Below are 23,031 nucleotides of genomic sequence, written 5' to 3'. Positions count from 1 at the left end.
GCGTTACCCGAAGCGCACGCAATACACCGGCGGCAAATGCGCGGACACCTGACGCCAGTTCTCGCCGCCGTCGCCGGACGTCCATAGCCCGCCCGTCGTCGACGCCATCGCGAGGTGCGTGCCGGTGTCGTCCACCGCGAGCCCGTGCCGATACACGAGGTCGTAGGCCGGCGCGGGCGGCAATCCGTTCGACAGGCTCTCGAAGCTGCGGCCGCCGTCGCGCGTGCGCGTGACGACGAAGCGGCCGTTCACCGGAATCCGGCACGCATCCTTCACGGCCGGCACGAACCAGGCCGTGTCGGGATCCTTCGGATGCACGGCGACCGCGAAGCCGAAGCTCGACGGCTGCGCGTCGATGCGCTGCCAGCGTGCGGCGCCATCGGTCGAACGGAAGATCGCGCAGTGATGCTGCGTCCACAGTACGTCGGGCGCGGCCGCGCACTGGACGACCCGATGCGGATCCTGCGCGTTGGGCTCGCCGCGCCGCTCGGGCGGCATGTAGTCCGCTTCCATCCCGTCGGCGCTGACGTGCCAGCTCGCGCCACCGTCGACGCTCTGCCAGACGCCGCCGCACGAGATGCCGACCGTCAGATGTCGGCTGTCGCGCGGATCGACCATCACCGAATGGATGCCCGGCGCATCGTAGCCGCCGCCGAACCACTCGGCGCGTTCCGGGCGGTCCCACAGCGCACGGTTCAGCGCCCACGAGTCGCCGCCGTCGTCGGAGCGGAACAGCCCGCCCGGTATCGTGCCGGCCCACAGCACGCCGGGTTCGTCGGCGCCGCCGGGTTCCAGCGACCAGATCTGCTGAAGCGTCCACGGCGCGCGCGGCGCGGCGGGCGCTTCGGCATCCGTATTGCCGGCGCCCGCGTCGGCCGGCTGCGGCGGATAGACGGGCACCGCGCATTCCTCCCATTCGTCCGCATCGGCACGCCTGCGATGCAGCTTGACCCCGAAATGGCCGAGATGGAGCGCCGCATACAGCGTGCCGTCGCGCGGATCGGCGAGCGTCATGCCGACCGGCTCGCCGATGAAGTGCGGCTCGCCGAGCGACCAGCCGCCGTCGCCGTCGGCGTGCAGCACGAACAGGCCCTTGCGGGTCGCGACGAGCAATCGGTCGTTCATGTCCGGTGTCTCCTGTGGGCTCGGGCGCGGCTGGCTGCGCCGCGCATGCGCCCCGTTATCCGCCCGACAACGCCTGCACGACATAGACGCGGCTGGCGTCGTCGAGCGTATCGGACAAGTGTTGCCGGTCGCGTACCGGATGGCCGTCGATGAACACCGACAGGTGCTTTCTCAGCGCACCCTGGTCGTCGACGATGTAGCCGCGCAGCCGCGGCTGCGCGGCGAAGGCCGTTTCCAGCGCGTCGCGCAGCGTGCGCGCGTCGATGTCGCGCTCGGGCATGTCGACATGCCGTTGAATCGATGCCGCGAAGAAGAGGTGTGCCATGGCAGGGGCCGGCAGCAGCGTGCGGGGGACGGTCTGTAGTTTAGGCGATCGTTCGGCAAATCGAGCAGGGCATCAGCCCGCTTCACCGGGCCGGCCGGCGACGCCATGCGCTTGCTGCGCCGCGCAACGGCGGCGCGCGGCGCGGCGTTACGCGTACTTGTCGCCGACCGTGCTGCGGATCGGGTAGGTGTCGTAGATGATCGTCATGCGCTCGATGCGTGCGGCGTCGTCGAATTCGAATACGTCGACGCACTCGAAGCGCACCGCCGAGCCGTCGTTCAATCCCCAGTCGTACACGAAATAGCCGGTGGCCCGACGTGCGCCGGTCGTGCTGACGCAGACGTCGATCGGCGTGATGCGGCTCTGGCCGGACGCCGCCGCGACTTTTTCGAAGAACGGCTGCGGCGTCATCCAGCCCAGAAACGGCGAGAAGATGCGCGCATCGGGCGTGAACAACGCGCAGATCGCCGCGACGTCGCCGCGCTCGAGCGCCTTCAGGTAGGTATCGACCTGCCGCGTGTATAGTGCGTCGGACGAGGAAATCATGGTATTTCTCCGCTGATGATGGACCGGCCCGTCGCGACTGCCGTCGCGCGCCGGTTCCGCCACGATAGCGACGCAGCGATGACCGAACAAACGAATAATCCGCAACCCGGGTATGCGGCCGGCGCATACCCGCTGGCGGACCTGACGCGCGCATTGCCGCCGCTAACGGCGTTGCAGGCGTTCGTCGCCGCCGCCGAGCTCGGCAGCTTCAGCCGTGCTGCCGAGCATCTGTGCCGGACCCAGGGCGCGGTGAGCCGGCAGGTGCAGCAGCTCGAAGCGTATTACCGCTGTGCATTGTTCGTCCGCCATGCGTCGGGCTTGACGCTGACCGCCGAAGGCGGCGCGCTGCTGGCGGTGGCCGTCGACGTGCTCGCCCGACTGGCGCGACACGCAGATGCGCACGCGCAGGCCGCGTCGGTCCTCACGCTGCGCGTGCCTTCCACGTTCGCGGTGCGCTGGCTGCTGCCGAGGCTCGCGGCGCTCAACCGTGCGTTGCCGCGCACCGAGCTGCGCATTCACACGTCGGCGGACGACACGCCGGATTTCACCGACGCCGGTTTCGACGCGATCGTCGTGCGCGGCAGCGGAACCTGGGCGGGAATGGCGGCCGTGCCGCTGTTCGACGAATGCTTGACGCCGATGTGCACGCGCGAGGCCGCTGCGTCGTTGCACGCGATCGACGATCTCGCGCGGGCCACGCTGCTGCATCCGGCGCGCAACCGCGACGAATGGCGCTGCTGGCTGGACGCGGTCGGCGCGACGCAGATCGACCGCAGCGCCGGCCTCGTGCTCGATACGCTCGAACTGACGCTGACGGCCGCGGAGCAAGGGCACGGCGTCGCGATCGGCGATCCGCGCATGGCGGCCGACCGGCTGGCCGCCGGAACGCTCGTCACGCCGTTTCCGCAGGTGGTGCGCAATGGCCTCGGCTACTACCTGGTTCATCCGGTGCAGCGCGCCGCGCAGCCGGCGATTCGCGCGCTCGCCGATGCGCTCGCGCAGCTCGCGCGCGAGGACTGACCGCTACGCAGGTGCGCCCGGTCGGCCGCTAAACGGGAATCGAGCGCCCGCGGATGCGGATCCCGAGCCGCACGATGCCGATCACCGCATTCGACAGCCACGTGAGCCATCGCGGCATTCCGCGCCGGCGGATGTCGAGCAGCAGCACGATGCGCACGTCGTCGCTGTCGTTCCATACCTCGTGCACGAACGTGTCGTCCCACAGCAGGAAGCGCCCTTCGTCGAGCCGGTATTCGCGGCCGTCGACCTTCAGCACGGCGGCGGGCGTGCCGTCCGCGCGCGTCGGCATCGACAGCACCAGGTAGCCGCGCAGGATGCCGCGAAACGGCCCGCGATGCGGCGGGATGTGCTTGCCCGGCGCGAGGAACGACAACGATGCGGACAGCACGTCCGGCGACGTCGCGACGAGCGACTCGACCGTCGGGCAGCGCGACAGGTTGCGCGGGAACGGCTGACCGTAAGCCTGCATGATGAACATCCGCCAGTCGCGCGCGTCGTTGGCGGAGATGTCGCGCTGCTCGCGCATGATCTCGTGAAAGCGCGGGATGCGCGGCATGTCGCGCGCCACGGCCAACGCCTCTGCCTGGATGTCGCGCCATGCGCCAACGAAACGCACGGCATCGGGAAACGCGGCCGTGTCGAGCACCGCGCTGCCGTCGATATGGCGGTCGTACAGCGTGCGAAGCAGGCCGGCTGCGTAGTCGTAAGCGACGGACATGATCGGAGGGCGATCCACGAGGTGTCGTCAGTCTGCCCCACGCGCGGTGGAGCGTGCGTTACGTGAGGTTACGCCCGCTGACGAAAGAATGACAGGGCGTTCGAGATGCGGCGCCGCGAATGAATGGCCACCATGCGTCGTCGGACCGGTGGTCATGCGCGCGCTCGTCGATTGGCGCAGCGATCGAATATGAAGCCGCAACGGCCAGGGGCCGCGACGTGCGTGGGCGGGTGCCCCGACGCCTGCATCGGCCCAGGTGCTGTCGCGCGCAGGTTTGCGACGCGCCGATCGGTGCGGCGGCGGCCGGTGTGGCCGGTAGAAGGGGGAAGGCGGGGATTCGGCGGAAGATCGCGACCTTGGCCGCCGTGCATAGGTACATGGGCACATCGACGATGCGGTAGCAGGCCGACGCCAGCCTGCTACCCGGTGCCGACGCGAGCGCGTCCCGCGTCGGCGCTACGGCATCGAGCATGCCGTTCCCGGCATGCTCACCACGGCATCATCCGCTGCATGGTCTGGTCGCGCAGCACGAAGCGATGCGCGAGTGCGGCCGCGACGTGCAGACAGATGCCGGCGAACAGCACCCACGCGAGCACGCCGTGCACGTCGCCCATCGCGTGCCCGAACTGCGATCCGGCTTCCGACAGCGCCGGCAGCGGCAGGACGCCGAGCAGCGTGACGGCCCATGCGCGCGACGACGCATTGATCCAGCCGAGCAGCGGCACGACGATCAGCAGCGCATAGAGCGCGAAATGGGTGGCGCCGGACAACTTGCGCATCGTGGGCGACAGCGTGTCGGCGGGCGGGCGATGCGTCACGCGCCACAGCACGCGGCACACCATCGCGGCGACCAACGCGGTGCCGACGAGCAGATGCGCGGCGATCAAGCCGACCGGTTGCGTGTCGCGATGCACGTCGGGCATCGTCCAGCCGATCAGGTACTGCGCGACGACGAGCGCCACGATCAACCAGTGAAGAAGACGTGCGACGACGTCATAGCGTGCGGGTGTGGACATGGAGGCTCCTGGCAAGGCGGTGGGGATCGTAGGTATCGACCGGATTCTACGGCGGGATCGTTAACGAAACATTAAGCGTTCGGCAGCGCGCGGCGCCGCCGGTCCGGCGCACGACGCACCAGCTGCACGACGGCGTCGCCGCTCGAGCACCCCGCGCGCGAGACTGTCGTTCATCGTCGACGAGATACGGGAATTACAGGTACGGCCGCAGCCAGCCGAGCCCTTCGGACGTGCCGGCCTTCGGACGATATTCGCAGCCGATCCAGCCGTCGTAGCCGAGCGCGTCGATCAGCGCGAACAGGTACGGGTAGTTCAGCTCGCCGACGTTGGGCTCGTGCCGCTCGGGCACGCCGGCAATCTGAATGTGGCCGATGCTCGCGAAGTCGCGCCTGAGCTTGGTCGCGAGGTCGCCTTCGACGATCTGGCAGTGATAGCAGTCGAACTGCACCTTCAGGTTCGGCGCGCCGACTTCCGCGCAGATCGCATGCGCATCGTCCTGGCGGTTCAGGAAATAGCCGGGCATGTCGCGCGGGTTGATCGGCTCGATCAGGATCGTGACGCCGTGCGCGGCGGCGGCCTGCGCCGCGTGGCGCAGGTTCGCGACGTAGGTGTCGCGCTGGCGCGCGCGGTCCGCGCCCGGCGCGACGATCCCAGCCATCACGTGCAGCTTCTTGTTGCCGAGCACGCGCGCATAGTCGAGCGCGCGGTCGATGCCGCGGCGGAATTCGTCGTCGCGGCCCGGCAGCGACGCGATTCCGCGTTCGCCAGCGTCCCAGTCGCCGGGCGGCGCGTTGAACAGCGCCTGCTCGAGGTCATGCGCGTCGAGGCGCGCGCGGATGTCCTCGGCCGCGAAGTCGTACGGGAACAGATACTCGACGGCGCGAAAGCCGTCGTACGACGCGGCGGCGAAGCGTTCGAGGAACGCGTGCTCGGTGTACATCATCGACAGATTGGCGGCGAAGCGGGGCATGGCAACGGGTCCAGGAAGTGAATGGGGCGGGGCACAGGGCGCCCCGCGTCGAATGTCGGTTCAGCGGTTCACGAGCCGCGCGCCGCTCGTGCACGCGCGATCGCATGCGCGCACAACCAAACGGCAGGCGCGCCGGTCAGTCCGGGATGTCTTCGACTGAATCGGCAACGGCAACGGCATCGGCCGCCACGCCGGCGTCCACGGCTTCGCCGCCGCGCTCGCGATAGGCGGCCGGCGGCACGCCGAACTGCTTGCGGAATTCGCGGCCAAGGTGCGACGCGTCGGCGAACCCGCAACTCGACGCGATATCGGCGACGGTGCGGTCGGAGCTGGTCAGCAGCCACGCGGCGGTGCGCAGCCGCACCTGCTTCGCGAACGCCTGCGGGCTCTTGCCGGTTTCGGCCTTGAACAGCCGCTCGAGCTGGCGCGTCGACATGTCGAGCTTGCAGGCGAGCTCCTCGAGCGGCAGCGCGCGCCCGACGTGCTGTTCCATCAGAAGAATCGCGCGCTTGACCTTCGGATGCGTGGCCGGCTCGAGTCCCGGCGGATGCGGTTGCGGCGCATTGCCCTTCTGCATCTCGCCGACCAGCAGGATGCGCAGCGCCTTCTGCACGGTCGCATGGTCGAAATGGCGCAGCAGGATCGCGGCGGCGACGTCGATCGACGCGCGCCCGCCCGAGCACGTGATGCGGCGCCGGTCGATCACGAACAGGCGATCGGCGATCAGCATGTCGGGGTCGGCGTTCGGAAAGCGTTCGACGAAATCCCAGTAATGGAACCAGCTGACGCAGGTGCGATAGCCGTCGAGCACGTTCGCGCGCATCAGCGTGAACACGCCGGTGCAGATGCCGACCACCGTCGCGCCGCCCGCGGCCGAGCGGCGGATGAACTCCAGCGTGTCGGGGCCGGCTTGCGGCCCCGAATGCAGCAGCCCGCCGACCACGACCACGTAGTCGAACGGCTCGGCGTTCTCGAAGGTTTCCCACGGCGTGATCTGGATCCCGCAGCTCGCCCGCACCGGCGCGAGCGTCTCGCCGATCACGCTCCACGCGCAGCGCACCGGCTTGCTGTAGTCGCCGTCGTCGGCGGACAGCCGCAGCATGTCGACGAACCCCGAAAAGGCCGTGAGCGTGAAGTTCGGCAGCAGCACGATGCCGAAGCGGATGCGCTGCGGCGCCGGTTCGGCGAGGGGGGAAGCGGGTACGTCGGATGTCATCGCGGTCAATCTCGTCACGCCCGGAAGGCGGGTCTCAGTCGTTTCACTCTGCGCGCGGGCACGGCGCCCGACTTGTGTTTTTGCGTCGCCAACCATCGTCAAAACGCATTTTCCTGCCGCGCTGCGTGGGGCTTGGCGGCGCTATCCCACGCCGATGCCGTTTTTGTTCTATCGGCCGATTTTACGCTTTGATGTACTGACGCCAACGACATTTCACGTACGCCTACCCAGAGGAAGCCAGATGAACGTCAGCGCGTTCGACCTGTTCAAGATCGGCATCGGCCCGTCGAGTTCGCATACGGTCGGCCCGATGATCGCCGCGTGCCGCTTCGCGTCGCACATCGACGATGCGAACCTGCTCGGCTTCGTGCGCCGCGTGCGGGTCGAACTATACGGGTCGCTCGGTGCCACCGGCAAGGGCCACGGCACCGACAAGGCGGTGCTGCTCGGCCTCGAAGGCCATCTGCCGGACACGATCGATCCCGACCTGATCGAGCCGCGGCTCGCGGCGATCCGCGCGGAGAAGTCGCTGACGCTGCTCGGCCGGCAGACGATCCGCTTCGAGGAGAAGGAGCATATCGGCTTCTTCCGCAAGATGATGAGCGGCACCAGCATCGTTCACCCGAACGGGATGCGCTTCCAGGCCTTCGACGAGCACGGGCAGTTGCTCGTCGAGAAAGAGTATTACTCGATCGGCGGCGGCTTCGTCGTGAACCGCGACGGCGATCGCGTGAACGGCGTGCGTGCGGCGGCCGACGTGCCGTATCCGTTCCGCACCGGCGACGACCTGATGCGCCAGTGCCGCGAGCACGGGCTGTCGATCGCCGAGCTGATGCTGCGCAACGAAGCCGCGCTGCGCCCGGCCGACGAAGTGCGCGCGGGGCTGCTCGCGATCTGGCGCACGATGGCCGCGTGCGTCGAGCGCGGCTGCAAGGTCGAGGGCGAGCTGCCCGGCCCGATGCGCGTGAAGCGCCGCGCGGCCGAGCTGAACGGCCGTCTGCGGGCGCGCTCGGAAGAGTCGCTGCGCGATCCGCTGTCGATGCTCGACTGGGTCAACCTGTACGCGATGGCCGTCAACGAGGAGAACGCGGCGGGCGGCCGCGTCGTCACCGCGCCCACCAACGGCGCGGCCGGCGTGATCCCCGCGGTGCTGCACTACTACGTGAAGTTCGTGCCGGGCTCGAACGAAGCCGGCATCCTCGAATTCCTGCTCACGGCCGCGGCGATCGGCATCATCTACAAGGAAACCGCGTCGATCTCCGGCGCCGAAGTCGGCTGCCAGGGCGAAGTGGGCGTCGCGTGCTCGATGGCCGCGGCCGCGCTCGCGGCGGTGATGGGCGGCACGCCGGACCAGGTCGAGAACGCGGCCGAGATCGGCATGGAGCACAACCTCGGGATGACCTGCGACCCGGTCGGCGGGCTCGTGCAGATTCCGTGCATCGAACGCAACGCGATGGGCGCGATCAAGGCGCTGAACGCGTCGCGCATGGCGCTCAAGGGTAACGGCCAGCACTACGTGTCGCTCGATTCGGTCATCAAGACGATGCGCGAGACCGGTGCCGACATGAAGACGAAATACAAGGAAACGTCGCGCGGCGGCCTCGCCGTGAACGTCATCGAATGCTAACGAAGGATCACTAACATGAGCCGCTACTCGATATTCAGCCTGTTCCGCAACGGCCTCTCGTATCACGAGAACTGGGAGAAGCAGTGGAAGAGCCCGGAACCGAAGAAGGAATACGACGTCGTGATCGTCGGCGGCGGCGGCCACGGCCTCGCGACCGCGTACTACCTCGCGAAGGAGCACGGCATCACCAACGTCGCGATCCTCGAGAAGGGCTGGATCGGCGGCGGCAACACCGCGCGCAACACGACGATCGTGCGCTCGAACTATCTGTGGGACGAATCGGCCGCGCTGTACGAGAAGGCGATGAAGCTGTGGGAGGGCCTGTCGCAGGATCTCAACTACAACGTGATGTTCAGCCAGCGCGGCGTGATGAACCTCGCGCACACGCTGCAGGACGTGCGTGACACCGAGCGGCGCGTCAACGCGAACCGGCTGAACGGCGTCGATGCCGAATTCCTCACGCCGGCCCAGGTCAAGGAAATCGAGCCGACCATCAACCTGAACAGCCGCTACCCGGTGCTGGGCGCGTCGATCCAGCGCCGCGCGGGCGTCGCGCGTCACGACGCGGTGGCCTGGGGCTTCGCGCGCGGCGCCGACCGCGCCGGCGTCGACATCATCCAGAACTGCCAGGTGACGGGCATTCGCCGCGAAGGCGGCGCGGTGGTCGGCGTCGATACGGTGAAGGGCTTCATCAAGGCGAAGAAGGTCGCGGTGGTGGCCGCCGGCAACACGACGACGCTCGCCGACATGGCCGGCGTGCGCCTGCCGATCGAGAGCCACCCGCTGCAGGCGCTCGTGTCCGAGCCGATCAAGCCGGTGGTCAACTCGGTGATCATGTCGAACGCGGTGCATGCGTACATCAGCCAGTCCGACAAGGGCGACCTCGTGATCGGCGCGGGCATCGATCAATACACGGGCTTCGGCCAGCGCGGCAGCTTCCACATCATCGAAGGCACGCTGCAGGCGATCATCGAGATGTTCCCGGTGTTCTCGCGCGTGCGGATGAACCGTCAGTGGGGCGGCATCGTCGACGTGTCGCCGGACGCCTGCCCGATCATCAGCAAGACCGACGTGAAGGGCCTCTATTTCAACTGCGGATGGGGCACCGGCGGCTTCAAGGCGACGCCGGGCTCGGGCTGGGTGTTCGCGCACACGATCGCGCGCGACGAACCGCATCCGCTGAACGCGCCGTTCGCGCTCGACCGCTTCTATACGGGCCACCTGATCGACGAGCACGGCGCCGCCGCCGTGGCGCACTGATCCCGACCACCATTGGAGAAACCAACATGTTGCTGATCGAATGTCCGTGGTGCGGGCCGCGCGCCGAATCCGAGTTCACGTGCGGCGGCGAAGCCGACATCGTGCGCCCGGTCGCTAACGAGAACATGACCGACCGCGAATGGGGCGAGTACGTGTTCATGCGCGAGAACAAGCGCGGGCTGCACCGCGAGCAGTGGCTGCACACGCAGGGTTGCCGCCGCTGGTTCAAGGTGACGCGCGATACGGTCACCTACGAAATCAAGGGTTACGAAAAGTTCGGCGGGGCCGCCGGTCACGCACACGAAGAGGGCACGAGCAAATGAGCCAGAAAGACCGCCTCGGCACCGGTGGCCGCGTCAATCGCGCGATTCCGCTGACGTTCACGTTCAACGGCCGCACCTATCAGGGCTTCCAGGGCGACACGCTCGCGTCCGCGCTGCTCGCGAACGGCGTGCACTTCGTCGCGCGCAGCTTCAAGTACCACCGTCCGCGCGGGATCGTGACGGCCGACGTCGCCGAACCGAATGCCGTCGTGCAGCTCGAAACCGGCCCGTACACGGTGCCGAACGCACGCGCGACCGAGATCGAGCTGTACCAGGGCCTCGTCGCGACGAGCGTGAACGCGCAGCCGTCGCTCGAGCACGACAAGTACGCGATCAACCAGAAGCTGTCGCGCTTCATGCCGGCCGGCTTCTACTACAAGACCTTCATGTGGCCGCGCAACATGTGGCCGAAGTACGAAGAGAAGATCCGCGAGGCCGCCGGCCTCGGCAAGGCGCCGGACGTGCTCGACGCCGACCGCTACGACAAGTGCTACGCGCACTGCGACGTGCTCGTGGTCGGCGGCGGCCCGTCGGGCCTCGCCGCCGCGCATGCGGCCGCGACGGCCGGCGCGCGCGTGATCCTCGTCGACGATCAGCGCGAACTCGGCGGCAGCCTGCTGTCGTGCCGGGCCGAGATCGACGGCAAGCCGGCGCTGCAATGGGTCGAGAAGATCGAGGCCGAGCTGCGCAAGCTGCCCGACGTGACGATTCTGTCGCGCAGCACCGCGTTCGGCTATCAGGACCACAACCTCGTGACCGTCACGCAGCGCCTGACCGAGCACCTGCCGGTGTCGATGCGCAAGGGGACGCGCGAACTGCTGTGGAAGGTCCGCGCGAAGCGCGTGATCCTCGCGACCGGCGCGCACGAGCGCCCGATCGTCTTCGGCAACAACGACCTGCCGGGCGTGATGCTCGCGGGCGCGGTGTCCACCTACGTGCATCGTTACGGCGTGCTGCCGGGCCGCAACGTCGTCGTGTTCACGAACAACGACCGCGCGTACCAGACCGCGCTCGACCTGAAGGCATGCGGCGCGAAGGTGACGGTCGTCGATTCGCGTGCGTCGTCGAACGGCGCGCTGCCGGCCGCCGCGAAGCGGCAGGGCGTGACGGTGATGAGCGGCGCCGTCGTCACGGCGGCATCGGGCAAATGGCGCGTATCGTCGGTCGACGTCGCGTCGTATTCGAACGGGCAGACGGGCGGCAAGCTGCAGTCGCTGGCCTGCGACCTGGTCGCGATGTCGGGCGGCTTCAGCCCGGTGCTGCACCTGTTCGCGCAGTCGGGCGGCAAGGCCTGCTGGAACGACGAGAAGGCGTGCTTCCTGCCGGGCAAGCCCGTGCAGCCCGAGGCGAGCGTCGGTGCGGCGGCCGGCGAGTTCGGTCTTGCCCGCGCGCTGCGGCTCGCGGTCGATGCGGGCGCCGAGGCCGCGAAGGCGGCGGGCTTCGTCGCTGCGCAGCGCGCGGTCGCGCCGCAGGCCGCGGAACTCGTCGAAGGCGCACTGCAGCCGCTGTGGCTGGTCGGCAGCCGTGAGGCCGCGGCACGCGGGCCGAAGCAGTTCGTCGACTTCCAGAACGACGTGGCCGCGGCCGACATCCTGCTGGCCGCGCGCGAAGGCTTCGAATCGGTCGAGCACGTGAAGCGCTACACCGCGATGGGCTTCGGCACCGATCAAGGCAAGCTCGGTAACATCAACGGGATGGCGATCCTCGCGCAGGCGCTCGGCAAGACGATTACGGAAACGGGCACGACGACGTTCCGCCCGAACTACACGCCCGTGTCGTTCGGCACGTTCGCGGGCCGCGAGACCGGCGACTTCCTCGATCCGATCCGCAAGACCTGCGTGCACGAATGGCACGTCGAGCACGGCGCGATGTTCGAGGACGTCGGCAACTGGAAGCGGCCGTGGTACTTCCCGAAGAAGGGCGAGGACCTCCATGCGGCCGTGCAGCGCGAATGCCTCGCCGTGCGCAACAGCGTGGGCATCCTCGATGCGTCGACGCTCGGCAAGATCGACATCCAGGGCCCGGACGCGGTGAAACTGCTGAACTGGATGTACACGAACCCGTGGAACAAGCTCGAGGTCGGCAAGTGCCGCTACGGGCTGATGCTGGACGAGAACGGCATGGTGTTCGACGACGGCGTGACGGTGCGCCTCGCCGACCAGCACTTCATGATGACCACCACCACGGGCGGCGCGGCGCGCGTGCTCACGTGGCTCGAGCGCTGGCTGCAGACGGAATGGCCGGACATGAAGGTGCGGCTCGCGTCCGTCACCGATCACTGGGCGACGTTCGCGGTGGTCGGCCCGAAGAGCCGCAAGGTCGTGCAGAAGGTCTGCCAGGACATCGATTTCGGCAACGACGCATTCCCGTTCATGAGCTACCGGAACGGCACCGTCGCCGGCGTGAAGGCGCGCGTGATGCGGATCAGCTTCTCGGGCGAACTGGCGTATGAAGTCAACGTGCCGGCCAATGCGGGCCGCGCGGTGTGGGAAGCGCTGATGGCGGCCGGCGCCGAGTTCGACATCACGCCGTACGGCACGGAGACGATGCACGTGCTGCGCGCGGAGAAGGGCTACATCATCGTCGGCCAGGACACCGACGGCTCGGTCACGCCGTACGACCTCGGGATGGGCGGGCTCGTCGCGAAGTCGAAGGACTTCCTCGGCAAGCGCTCGCTGTCGCGCGCCGATACGTCGAAGGAAGGCCGCAAGCAGTTCGTCGGCCTGCTGACCGCGGACGATCAGCTGGTGCTGCCGGAAGGCGCGCAGATCATCGCGAAGGACACGCAGGTGTCGGCCGCCGAGCCCACGCCGATGATCGGCCACGTGACGTCGAGTTATTACAGCCCGATCCTGAAGCGCTCGATCGCGCTCGCAGTGGTGAAGGGCGGCCTGAACAAGATGGGCGAGAGCGTCGTGATTCCGCTGGCCGACGGCAAGCGCATCACCGCGACGATTTCGAGCCCGGTTTTCTACGATACCGAAGGGGTGCGCCAGCATGTGGAATGAAACCAGAAACCAGACGCCGGTGGCAGGCGCGGGCGTCACGCTTGAATCGCCGTTCGTCGGCGCGGCCGATGTGCTGAAGCCGCATCAGGCGCGCGCATCGAAGAAGTTCACGCTGCGCGAGCGGCCGTTCCTCGATCTCGTCAACGTGCGCGGCGAGCCGGGCGACGCGGCGTTCGTCGCCGCGTTCGAGCGGGTGGTGGGCTGCCAGCCGCCGTCGGCGCCCAACACGGTCGCGCGCGGCGTCGGATACGACGTGCTGTGGCTCGGCCCCGACGAGTGGCTCGTGCGCTCGAACGGGCCCGTGCAGGCCGGCGTGCTCGAAGGGCAGCTCGCCGAGGCGATGCAGGGGCTGTATGCGGCGGCCGTCGACGTCGGCAGCGGTTACACCGTCGTCGAGATCAGCGGCGAACGCGTGCGCGACGTGATCGCGCGCGGCTGCCCGCTCGATCTGCATCCGCGCATGTTCAAGCCGGGCCAGTGCGCGCAGTCGCACTACTTCAAGTCGCCGATCACGCTGATTCCGACCGGCGACGATACGTTCGAGATCGTCCTGCGCCGCAGTTTCGCCGACTATTTCGTGCGCATCATGCTCGACGCCGCAGCGCCGCTGGCATCATGAAGCCGTTCGACGAACCGTTCGTGGCGATCGATGCGCCGCGCCTGCGCGGGCGCGGCTGGAGCGTGTTCGTCGACGAACTGAAGGTGCCCGCGCGCATCGGCATTCATGCGCACGAGCATGAAGCGCCGCAGCCGGTCGTGATCGATGCGCGGCTCGGTTATCGCTGCGAGCCGAGTGAGGAAGGCGAGTGGATCGATTACGACGGCTACTGCGCGCGCGTCGCGTCGTTCCTGTCGCACAAGCCGCATACGCGGCTGCTGGAGACGCTCGTCGCCGAGCTCGCGGTGATGTCGTTTCGGGAATGGCCGGCGCTGGAGTCGCTGACCTTGTCGATGTACAAGCCGAAGATCCGGCCGGGCACGAAACGCGTCGGCGTGTCGCTCGACTGGACGCGCGGCGATTACCTGCGGTGGACGGGCGCGGCGGGGCAGCTGTAAGCGCGCGTAGCGTCTACTTCGCGTTGCGGTTCGCCGATGGCGCCGCGCTCGACGGATCGCTGACCGGTATCATCCGCGGCGTCGCATCGGCGGCGTTGCGTGAGCCGTCTTCGGGTTCGAGCACGAAGCGGAACGCGTCGACGCGCTGCATCACCTTGGCCGCATAGGCATTCGATCCGCCGTAGCTCTTCAGGCCGGCCTGCACGTTGCCGCCGGCCGCGCGCACGTAACCCGACAGAATCCTGGAGCCGACGTCGACGTTCGCGTTCGGTTCGGTGAGGTCCTTCACGTCGCGCAGCATGCCGCGATGGGCGGTCGGCACGACCTGCATCAGGCCGGTCGCGCCATGCTGGCCGCGCGCCTTTTCCTGGAAGCGCGATTCGATCGAAATGATTGCGTAAACCAGCGCCGGCGGCAGCGAATATTTCGTCGCGGTGAGGTTCACGATATCGGCGAGCCGCGTCGCCTTTTCCTTCGCGAGACCGAATTTCTTCGTCAGATACGACGTGATGCGGTGGTTTGCTCCGTTGGGCTGATCGTTGGCGAGCGGCGCGGATGCGGCGTCCGCTGCCGACGCGCTCGCTTGCGGCGCGGAGGCCGGTTGCGCGGAGGCCGGCAGCCCGGGCGCTTGCTGCGCCGCTGCCTGTTGCGCAATGCCGAGCGAAACCACGATCAGCCAGAGAAACCGTCGTCGCATGGTCGAGTGCGAGGAATTGGGAGGCGCATAGTATATCGGCCAATTGCGGCGCAGGGTCGAGCGCGGGGTCGAGTGAAAGGGCGATGTAGGGTTGGGGCGGTGGGGATGGGGATGGTTGTGGGCGCCCGCATCGGAGTCCGCATCGAGCGCGTGAGTCAGTCGCGCTCTGGCTCTGTTTTGGTCGCGAGTGAGCCACCCACGCGCACTACCCCCGCCGCCCGCCCGCCACCCTCGCCAGCGCCCCGATCGCATCGCTGACCAGCACCGCGAGCAGCCCGACGATCACGCCGCCTTGCAGCACGAACGCGGTGTTCGACGTTTGCAGTCCTGCAATGATCACGTCGCCGAGGCCGCGCGCGGCGACCGTCGAGCCGATCGTCGCGGTGCCGAGATTGATCACGACCGCGAGCCGCACGCCGTTGACGATCACCGGAAACGCGAGCGGCAGCTCGATCGACACGAGTTGCTGCCAGCCGTTCATTCCCATCCCGCGCGCGGCCTCGACGATGTCGCGCGGCACGTCTTCAATGCCCGCGATCGTGCTTTCGAAGATCGGCAGGAGCCCGTACAGGACGAGCGCGATCAGCACCGGCTTCAACCCGAACCCGACCGCCGGCACCGCCAGCGCGAGCACGGCAACCGGCGGAAACGTCTGGCCGATGTCGGCCACGCTGCGCGCGACCGGCAGAAAATCCGCACCCCACGGCCGCGTGACCGCGATGCCGGCCGCGACCGCGACGAGCGTGCCGATCAGGCTCGACAACGCCACGGTGCCGAGATGCGCGAGCGTCAGGTCGAGCAGGCTCGCGCGATCGTAGATGACGGGCGCGCCGTTGTCCGCGAACGGCGCGAACGCGCCTTGCAGCCACGCGGGGCGCAACAGCAGCACGAGCAACAGCGCGAGCGCGGCCGCGCGCGCGACCTGCGCGACGTGCGGCGCCAACCGCCGCGGCAGCGGAGCACGCGCCGGCTGTGCAGGCGCGCTCATGCGGGCTTCCTCGCGTGCGCGCGAATCGCGTCGAGCGTGATGCGTCGCGCGGCCGGCGCACGGTGCGCGCCATCGCCGTTCGCCTCGCCGACCGGCAATGCTTCGACGCCGCGCCACAGCAGCTCGGACACCGCGTCGCGTAACGTGCGCGTCGCGGCGATCGGTTCGCCGTCCGCGTGACCGGGCTCGGCGACCGCGTCGATCGGCGTCAGCGCGAGCAGCCGCAGCGGCCGGTCGACACCGGCGACGAGCTGCTCGACCACACCCGCGGCCGGCTTGCCGAGAATCTCCGCCGGCGACGCGACCTGCAACAGCCGCCCGCCGTCCATCACGGCGATCGTGTCGCCGAGCTTCAGCGCTTCCTCGATATCGTGCGTGACGATCACGACGGTGATGCCGAGCCGGCGCTGCAGCGCGTACAGATCGTCCTGCGCCTTGTTGCGGATGATCGGATCGAGCGCGCCGAACGGCTCGTCCATCAGCAGCATCGCCGGCTCGGCGGCCAGCGCGCGCGCGACGCCCACACGTTGCTGCTGGCCGCCCGACAGCTCGTGCGGCAGCTTGTCCGCGAACTCGGATGGCGCGAGATGAAACAGTTCGAGCAGTTCGCGCACGCGCGCGTCGGTGCGCGCGGCGGGCCAGCCGAGCAGGCGCGGCACGGTCGCGATATTGCGCGCGACGCTCCAGTGCGGGAACAGCCCGTGCCCCTGGATCACGTAGCCGATGCGCCGCCGCAGCTGCTCGGGCGGCACGCCCGCGGTATCGACGCCGTCGATGCGGATGGTGCCGCTGCTCGGCGCGATCAGCCGGTTGATCATGCGCAGCAGCGTCGATTTCCCGCTGCCCGATGCGCCGACGAGCGCGGTGATCGTGCCTTGCTTCATCGTCAGCGACACGTCGTCGACGGCGACGATCTCGCCGAAGCGTTTGCCGATGCGTTCGATCTCGATCATGCGGTACGTCCCTTCGCGAGCGTGGTCGCGGCCTCGAACACGACAGCGGCCGTCAGCGCGAGCGCGATCGTCGGAATCGCGCCGAGCAGCACGAGGTCCGCCGCCGATTGCCCGATGCCCTGGAAAATGAAAGTGCCGAAGCCGCCGCCGCCGATCAGCGCGGCCACCGCCGTCAGCCCGATGTTCTGCACGAGCACGATGCGCACGCCGCTGAGGATCACCGGCAGCGCGAGCACGAGATCGACGCGCAGCAGCCGCTGCACGCGCGTCATGCCCATCGCGCGCGCGGCTTCGGTCACATGCGGCGGCACCTGCGCGAGCCCGACCACGACGCTCGACGCGATCGGCAGCAACGAGTAGAGGAACAGCGCGAGCACGGCGGGCGCGACGCCGATCCCGCGAATCCCGAGCGCGGCCGCGAGCGGCACGCGCGCGGCCAACAGCCCGAGCGGCGCCATCATCAGCCCGTACATCGCGATGCTCGGGACCGTCTGCACGATATTGAGCACCGGCATCACGACGGTGCGTACCGACGCGAACCGCGTGCATGCGATGCCGAGCGGCAGGCCGGCGACCAGCGCGGCCGCGACCGAGCCGCCCGCGAGCGCGACGTGGCGCGTCGCCTCGCGCCAGAAGTCGTCGCTGCGCACCGCGTATTCGCGCATGATCGACAGCCCGTCCCACCAGCCGCTCGCCAGCGGCACCGAAATCGCCGCGATCGCGACTGCCAGTGCGGCGAGGCGCCGCCACGGGCCGAACGCGAGCCGTGCGAGCGCGTCCGCGACCAGCACGGCCGACGCGAACAGCAGCACCCACACGCTCGCGGCGGGCGACACGCGCGCGAGCATGTCGTCGGGTGCGACGACGTGCGCGGCGGCCGCGCCGAGCGCATACGCGAGCGTCGCGAGCGAGGCGCAACCGGCCGCGAGCCGCCACACGGGGCGGCTCGCCTTCATCGTCCACAGCGCGCCGGCGGTCCACAGCACGGCGAGCGCCGCGCCCGATGCGGCGGGCAGCGCGGCGAACACCGACAGCCCGGTGCCGGCCGCGATGCGGTTCGGCCGCAGCACGACGAACGGCATCCCGAACACCGCGATGATCGTCAGCACACCGATCAGGACGCCTAGCTTGTCGAGCGCGATGCGCGCCGCGCGTTCCGTCACTTAACGAAGCCCTTCGACTTCAGGTAGCGCTTTGCGACGCCGGCCGCCGGTTCGCCGTTGATCTGGATTCGTGCGTTCAGCGACTGCAGCGTCTTCAGGTCGAGGCTGGCGAACACCGGTTTCAGATAGTCGGCGATTTGCGGATGCGCCTTCAGCACGGCTTCGCGAATCACCGGCGTCGGCGCATAGACGGGCTGCACGTGCTTGTCGTCGTCGAGCACGACGAGGCCGCTCGACGCGATGCCGCCGTCGGTGCCGTACACCATCGCCGCGTTCACGCCGTCGGTCTGGTTCGCGGCCGCCTTGATGGTGGCGGCCGTGTCGCCGCCGGACAGCACGACCAGTTGATCCTGCTTCAGCTTGAAGCCGTACGCCTTCTCGAACGACGGCAGCGCGGACGCGCTGTTCACGAACTCGGCCGACGCCGCGAGCTTGAGCTTGCCGCCGCCCGCGACCCATTTGCCGAGATCGGAGAAGGTCTTCAGATGCTGCGCCTGCGCGACGGGCGCGAGCACGGCGACGCCCCACGTGTTGTTCGCCGGCGCCGGCGTGAGCCACACGAGATGGTTCGCCGAATAGTCGAGCTTCTTCGCGGTGTCGTAGCCCTGGTTCGCGTTTTTCCACACCGGGTCGTCGGCCTTGTTGAAGAAGAATGCCGCGTTGCCGGTGTATTCGGGGTAGATGTCGATCTCGCCGCTGGTGAGCGCCTTGCGCACGATCGGCGTCGTGCCGAGCGCGATCTTCTCGGTGACGGCGAGGCCGTGCGCCTTCAGCACCTGTGCGATGACGTTGCCGAGCAGGTTGCCTTCGGTGTCGATCTTCGACGACACCACGACGGGCGTATCGGCGTGCGCGCCGGGCGCGACGACGGCGGCGGCGAACGCGAGCCCCAGGAGCGGGGCGGGCAGGGCGAGCTTCATCGGGCCAATCTCCAGTATCGGGACGTACGCCGAAAGTTACTTGACTGGGCGGCCTTTGGCAAACCGCGCGCGGCGGCGTGCCCACAGCGTGCGTGGGGCTAACGGCACGCGCCGCGCGCCGTTGTTACACTGGAACGCATTCCCGCCTGCGGACACTTGCTGACATGAAACCCGAGTTGCTGGTTCTGATCGCGCTGCGCGACGACGCGCACCGCCGCATCGCCGCGTCGTACCACGTTCACCACGCGCCGACGGCCGAGGCGCGCGGCCAGGCGATCGCCGCACACGGCGGCACGATACGCGCGGTGCTGACCAACGGCAGCACGGGGCTCACGGCCGCGGAAATCGATCTGCTGCCGCAGCTCACGTTGGTCGGCGCGCTCGGCGCCGGCTACGAGCACATCGACGTCGCGCATGCGAAGGCGCGCGGCATCACAGTGGTCACCGGTGCGGGCACCAACGACGATTGCGTCGCCGATCACGCGTTCGCGCTGCTGCTCGCGGCCGTGCGCGACGTAGTGCGGCTCGATGCGGCCACGCGCGACGGCGTGTGGCGCGACGCGCTGCAGATGCCGCCGAACGTGTCGGGCAAGAAGCTCGGCATCGTCGGCCTCGGCAGGATCGGCGAGAAATGTGCGCGGCGCGCGGCGGGCTTCGACATCGAGATCGGCTATCACAACCGGTCGCGCAAGGAGGTTCCTTACCGCTATTTCGACCGGATCGACGCGCTCGCGCAATGGGCCGATTTCATGATCGTCGCGACGCCGGGCGGCGCGCACACGCGTCATCTGATCGACGGCGCGGTGCTCGATGCGTTGGGCGCCGGCGGTTTTCTCGTCAACGTGTCGCGCGGCAGTGTCGTCGATACCGCTGCTTTGGCGGAGGCGCTGCGCGAACGGCGCATCGCGGGCGCCGCGCTCGACGTGTACGAAGGCGAGCCCGAGCCGCCCCGCGCGCTGACGGCGCTCGACAACATCGTGTTGACGCCGCACATGGGCGGATGGTCGCCGGAGGCGCTCGATCGGTCGGTGCAGCTGTTTCTCGACAATGCCGAGCGGCATTTCGCGGGAGAGTCGGTGCTGACGCCGGTGTGAGCGAAACGGCACGCGTGCGCATCCTTAAGCCGCGTGCTCGTGAGGAATCCGCAGTGCGACCGGACGCGCCCGGCAGTCGGTCATGCCGGGCGCGCCCGCTCAGCCGCTCACTCTCGTACCCGATCGCTCACGACGATACCAGCGGCACCGTGACCGACGTGCCTGCCGGATCGAGCGCAAGGCCCGTGCCGGGCGTCGGCCGCAACGTCGCTTCATAGTCGCTCGACAGCACGACGAGCCCGAGCGTGTGGCCCGCGGCGAGCGTGTAGTCGCGCGGCATGAAGGTCAGCTTCAGGTCGTACGGCATGCCCGGCAGCACGGGTTGCGAGAACCATTCCGACACGCGGTTGCGCGGGTCGGTCCATGCACGTGTGACGATCGTCGCCGCACCGTCGGGCGCACGATCGACCAGCAAGGCGGTGACGTTCGCGACGCCGGTGAAGGTCAAGCGCACGCGCGCGGTCGCGGTGCCCGACATGCGCGTCGCGGTCGCGAACGGCGCGGTCTCGAAGCGGCTGCGATGCTCGCCGGTCGTTGCATTGGCGAGCGTGAGCGCCGGTATCGACGCATCGTCGGTGAAGCGCGCGAGCGGACCGCCGCTCGGTATCCGCAGCAGCGTGCCGATACCGGTGCCGTCGCCGCCGGCGAAATATGCAACGGGCGTCGCGTGGTGCGCGGCCCAGTCCGCTTCCTTCAGCAGCGTGCCGTCGGGCTGCTCGATCACCGCGCGCGGGTCGCGCTCGACGCCGTTGTCGACGCCGATCAGATAGCGCGTGAACCAGCGGTTCACTTCGGCGGGCCACGCGTTCGCCATCGCCGGCACGCGGGTCGGGTCGGTGTGCTTCAGGCGGTGCAGCCACAGCTGCGTGGGCACGTGCTGGCGTCGCATCGCCAGATACCACGACGTCGACTGATCGGTGCGCACGTTGTCGTCCGTCAGCCCCTGTGCGACGAGCGCGGGCGCGACGGCCAGCGCGGTGGGGATCTCGCGCGCGGCCCAGAACGGCGAATAGTCGCCGGTCTTGCGGTCTTCCTGCTGCAACGCCTCGTCGACCAGGTGTGTGCAGCGCTCCGGATGCGCATTCGTCAGAAGCGCCTTGATATAGACGTCGACGTCTTCGCCCTGATAGCCCTCCGGCGCGCGCACGAGGCCGCCGGAGCGGTAGTAGCCGTACATGTTCGACAGCCCGGCGATCGGCACGATCGCATCGAGCCCGCGCGTGCGCAGGCTCGCGACCATCTTCGGCAGCGTGCCGTCGTACGACACGCCGTACATGCCGACGTGCCCGGTGGACCAGCTCGCGACGAGCGGCTTGCCGTTCGCATCCTTCGCGGTCGCATCGCGGCCGAGCCAGCGGATCACCGACGCCATCGCGACGGATTCTTCGCGGGTGAGGATGGTCGGGCAGCCGTCGGAGCCGGCCGTGCCGAGCGAATCCGCATAGACGATCGTGAAGCCGCGCGGCACGAAATAGCTTTCGATCCACGAGCGGCCGGCCGCGGCCGCTTCGAGCTGCTGCAGCATCCGCGTTTGCGGCGCGGCGGCCATGATCCGCGTGGCCGAGCCGCCTGCGGCGGCGGTGGCGGTGGCGGGATGAGGCGTGCCGTCGAGCTCGACGTCGACATCGTGGTTGGGGCTGTCGGCGAGCCCGGCGTAGTACGGGCTCGCGAGCACGATGACCGGCGTGCGTGCGCCGCTGGCCGTTTCCGACGGGCGCACGATCCGGACGTGAATCCGGTCCCTGGTGCCGTCGCCGTCGGAATCGACCGGCGTGTCGACCCATGCATGTTCTTCGATCGTCGCGCCCGACAACGACGGCTGCACCTGGCCGTCGTCGATCACCGGCTTGTAGCGGCCGCCGCTGGCCGGATTCGCATACGGGACGCCGGACGGCGACACGCGCGACGCGAGCGATCGAGCGTCGTTGGCCGGGGCGGCCGCCGTGTCCTGTTGGGTTTGCGCGAGCGCGGACGCGCCTGCCACGCTGCCGCCGTCGTCGCCGCCGCAAGCGGCGAGCGTCGCGGCTGCGGCCAGCGCCGGCAGCCATGCGCGACGGAATCCTCCTGGATGGAATTGCATTGTCGACCTCGTTGTTCTGATTGTGTGGATACGACCGTTCCGCGATACGCCCCCTGCGGGCCGGGCCGATTACCGCCTGCGACGAACAGATGACCGCACCGTCGGAAGCGCCGGGGCGACCGCCCACGGCCCGATGCGGCGCGGCTCATGCAGTACTGCCAATCAAAGTCGTGCCGTGTACCTTGCCTCGTCAAACCAGGCGGTATCGGCAGAGAAAACGGGGATATTGCGAGCTGCGGTGCTGCGCTGCGGACGACACGACACGCGTGCGAGCGGCGACGGGATGAAACGGACCGGCGATGTCCGACGCGCCGCGCGTCTTATGAGCTTGCCGGTCTGCGTTTGCTTTCCGGAAGCTTGCGCAAAACTTATCTCAGGGAAAACGGCGTGTCAAACTTTTTTAACCACAGGTAAATAAAGTTTCGCGCGCTTGACCGGCGACGTGTCGGCGGCGTCGCCGGATGCAAAACGGGCGGCGACGGATCGCATCCGTTACCGCCCGCGCGTGGCCGTTCCGCCGTTCCGGGGTTTGCCGGCTGCGCGCCGTCACCCGCTTTCGGCCTTCGTCTGCAAGTCCTTCAAGCCCTGGATCACCACCAACAGCGCGCGCCCGTGCTCGTCCGAGCCGTCCCAGGCGTCGACGATCGCCTCGCGCAGCAGGTCGTTGTAGCGACGCGGGCCGGGCGCATTCAGTCCATAGAAACTGCATAGCTTATTGAATGGCGCGCTGCGCCGCAGCCGGCGCCCGTCCGACATCCGAAGCCGCGACACCGTCGGTTGGCTGACGCCAGAAAGTCGCGCAATTTCGCTGGACGAGCGTGTATCTGCCAGCAAGTGGCGTAACAGATCTTGTACAGGAAAATCGCGGTCCGGGGCTTCCATGTCATGCATTATACCTATACAGTTATGGTTGTTGAATGGGCTTG

22 protein-coding genes are annotated in these 23,031 nt (G+C 68.6%); 8 read left to right on the top strand and 14 right to left on the bottom strand.

Annotated features, from left to right (window positions below):
* Positions 1–3: 3 nt before the first annotated feature.
* The 3 genes from EX20_RS28865 to EX20_RS28855 form a co-directional block, all read right to left on the bottom strand.
* The gene (locus EX20_RS28865; protein WP_011880821.1) at positions 4–1,125 is read right to left on the bottom strand and encodes a WD40/YVTN/BNR-like repeat-containing protein; all 1,122 of its coding nucleotides are present in this window, start codon (positions 1,123–1,125) and stop codon (positions 4–6) included.
* 55 nt (positions 1,126–1,180) lie between these two features.
* Positions 1,181–1,450 (bottom strand): MoaD/ThiS family protein, encoded by a 270-nt coding sequence (locus EX20_RS28860; RefSeq protein ID WP_011880820.1) that lies wholly within the window; start codon positions 1,448–1,450, stop codon positions 1,181–1,183.
* Positions 1,451–1,597: 147 nt separating this feature from the next.
* Positions 1,598–1,996 carry a nuclear transport factor 2 family protein gene (locus EX20_RS28855; RefSeq protein WP_014724005.1) on the bottom strand — a complete coding sequence of 133 codons (399 nt, stop codon included), beginning with the start codon at positions 1,994–1,996 and terminating at the stop codon, positions 1,598–1,600.
* A 78-nt stretch (positions 1,997–2,074) separates the two neighbouring features.
* Here EX20_RS28855 and EX20_RS28850 point away from each other — a divergent pair, with 78 nt between their 5' ends.
* Positions 2,075–3,016, top strand: a complete 942-nt coding sequence (locus EX20_RS28850; RefSeq protein WP_034195543.1) for a LysR substrate-binding domain-containing protein — start codon at positions 2,075–2,077, stop codon at positions 3,014–3,016.
* A 28-nt stretch (positions 3,017–3,044) separates the two neighbouring features.
* Here the strand turns inward: EX20_RS28850 and EX20_RS28845 are convergent, their stop codons facing one another.
* The 4 genes from EX20_RS28845 to EX20_RS28830 all read right to left on the bottom strand — a co-directional run bounded on the left by EX20_RS28845 (position 3,045) and on the right by EX20_RS28830 (position 6,936).
* A complete protein-coding gene (locus EX20_RS28845; protein ID WP_014724003.1) occupies positions 3,045–3,734 on the bottom strand; it encodes an aspartyl/asparaginyl beta-hydroxylase domain-containing protein in 690 nt (229 codons plus the stop codon).
* A 488-nt stretch (positions 3,735–4,222) separates the two neighbouring features.
* On the bottom strand, positions 4,223–4,750 hold the full coding sequence (locus EX20_RS28840; RefSeq protein WP_034195515.1) for a cytochrome b: 528 nt from the start codon (positions 4,748–4,750) through the stop codon (positions 4,223–4,225).
* A 193-nt stretch (positions 4,751–4,943) separates the two neighbouring features.
* Positions 4,944–5,720: a 2-oxo-tetronate isomerase gene (otnI, locus tag EX20_RS28835; RefSeq protein ID WP_034195514.1), complete on the bottom strand. Its 777-nt coding sequence runs from the start codon at positions 5,718–5,720 to the stop codon at positions 4,944–4,946.
* Between the two features lie 136 nt (positions 5,721–5,856).
* Positions 5,857–6,936 carry a GlxA family transcriptional regulator gene (locus EX20_RS28830; protein WP_011880814.1) on the bottom strand — a complete coding sequence of 360 codons (1,080 nt, stop codon included), beginning with the start codon at positions 6,934–6,936 and terminating at the stop codon, positions 5,857–5,859.
* A 241-nt stretch (positions 6,937–7,177) separates the two neighbouring features.
* On the opposite strand from EX20_RS28830, the gene EX20_RS28825 reads away from it, so the two are divergent.
* Genes EX20_RS28825 through EX20_RS28800 form a run of 6 tightly spaced genes read left to right on the top strand, consistent with a single transcriptional unit; the run spans position 7,178 to position 14,210 of the window.
* A complete protein-coding gene (locus EX20_RS28825) occupies positions 7,178–8,563 on the top strand; it encodes an L-serine ammonia-lyase (protein ID WP_011880813.1) in 1,386 nt (461 codons plus the stop codon).
* Positions 8,564–8,578: 15 nt separating this feature from the next.
* Positions 8,579–9,823 (top strand): sarcosine oxidase subunit beta family protein, encoded by a 1,245-nt coding sequence (locus EX20_RS28820; protein ID WP_011880812.1) that lies wholly within the window; start codon positions 8,579–8,581, stop codon positions 9,821–9,823.
* 26 nt (positions 9,824–9,849) lie between these two features.
* Positions 9,850–10,146 (top strand): sarcosine oxidase subunit delta, encoded by a 297-nt coding sequence (locus EX20_RS28815; protein WP_011880811.1) that lies wholly within the window; start codon positions 9,850–9,852, stop codon positions 10,144–10,146.
* Positions 10,143–13,154, top strand: a complete 3,012-nt coding sequence (locus EX20_RS28810; protein ID WP_034195513.1) for a sarcosine oxidase subunit alpha family protein — start codon at positions 10,143–10,145, stop codon at positions 13,152–13,154. The genes EX20_RS28815 and EX20_RS28810 overlap by 4 nt, the downstream gene beginning before the upstream one ends.
* Positions 13,144–13,773: a sarcosine oxidase subunit gamma gene (locus EX20_RS28805; protein WP_034195512.1), complete on the top strand. Its 630-nt coding sequence runs from the start codon at positions 13,144–13,146 to the stop codon at positions 13,771–13,773. Before EX20_RS28810 ends, EX20_RS28805 begins: the two co-directional genes overlap by 11 nt.
* Positions 13,770–14,210, top strand: a complete 441-nt coding sequence (locus EX20_RS28800) for a dihydroneopterin aldolase (protein ID WP_034195511.1) — start codon at positions 13,770–13,772, stop codon at positions 14,208–14,210. The genes EX20_RS28805 and EX20_RS28800 overlap by 4 nt, the downstream gene beginning before the upstream one ends.
* A 13-nt stretch (positions 14,211–14,223) precedes the next feature.
* Here the strand turns inward: EX20_RS28800 and EX20_RS28795 are convergent, their stop codons facing one another.
* From EX20_RS28795 to osmF, 5 genes are all read right to left on the bottom strand, one after another.
* The gene (locus tag EX20_RS28795; protein ID WP_034195510.1) at positions 14,224–14,907 is read right to left on the bottom strand and encodes a lytic transglycosylase domain-containing protein; all 684 of its coding nucleotides are present in this window, start codon (positions 14,905–14,907) and stop codon (positions 14,224–14,226) included.
* 205 nt (positions 14,908–15,112) lie between these two features.
* The gene (locus tag EX20_RS28790) at positions 15,113–15,895 is read right to left on the bottom strand and encodes an ABC transporter permease (protein ID WP_011880806.1); all 783 of its coding nucleotides are present in this window, start codon (positions 15,893–15,895) and stop codon (positions 15,113–15,115) included.
* A complete protein-coding gene (locus tag EX20_RS28785; protein WP_034195509.1) occupies positions 15,892–16,848 on the bottom strand; it encodes an ABC transporter ATP-binding protein in 957 nt (318 codons plus the stop codon). Before EX20_RS28785 ends, EX20_RS28790 begins: the two co-directional genes overlap by 4 nt.
* On the bottom strand, positions 16,845–18,011 hold the full coding sequence (locus tag EX20_RS28780) for an ABC transporter permease (protein WP_034195508.1): 1,167 nt from the start codon (positions 18,009–18,011) through the stop codon (positions 16,845–16,847). The genes EX20_RS28785 and EX20_RS28780 overlap by 4 nt, the downstream gene beginning before the upstream one ends.
* A complete protein-coding gene (gene osmF / locus EX20_RS28775) occupies positions 18,008–18,931 on the bottom strand; it encodes a glycine betaine ABC transporter substrate-binding protein OsmF (protein ID WP_034195507.1) in 924 nt (307 codons plus the stop codon). Before osmF ends, EX20_RS28780 begins: the two co-directional genes overlap by 4 nt.
* 164 nt (positions 18,932–19,095) lie before the next feature.
* Between osmF and EX20_RS28770 the strand changes: the two genes are divergently transcribed.
* Entirely contained in the window at positions 19,096–20,025 is a 930-nt protein-coding gene (locus EX20_RS28770) for a 2-hydroxyacid dehydrogenase (RefSeq protein WP_034195506.1), read from the top strand.
* Positions 20,026–20,152: 127 nt separating this feature from the next.
* Here EX20_RS28770 and EX20_RS28765 read toward each other — a convergent pair whose 3' ends face one another.
* Together EX20_RS28765 and EX20_RS28760 are read right to left on the bottom strand one after the other, a co-directional pair.
* On the bottom strand, positions 20,153–22,105 hold the full coding sequence (locus tag EX20_RS28765; protein WP_034195505.1) for a Xaa-Pro dipeptidyl-peptidase: 1,953 nt from the start codon (positions 22,103–22,105) through the stop codon (positions 20,153–20,155).
* Positions 22,106–22,651: 546 nt separating this feature from the next.
* Positions 22,652–22,987 (bottom strand): helix-turn-helix domain-containing protein, encoded by a 336-nt coding sequence (locus tag EX20_RS28760; protein ID WP_011880800.1) that lies wholly within the window; start codon positions 22,985–22,987, stop codon positions 22,652–22,654.
* Positions 22,988–23,031: the final 44 nt, after the last annotated feature.

Source organism: Burkholderia sp. WP42 (genome assembly GCF_000745665.1).
Lineage (GTDB): Bacteria > Pseudomonadota > Gammaproteobacteria > Burkholderiales > Burkholderiaceae > Burkholderia > Burkholderia vietnamiensis.
This window is presented reverse-complemented; position numbering and strand designations above follow the sequence as displayed.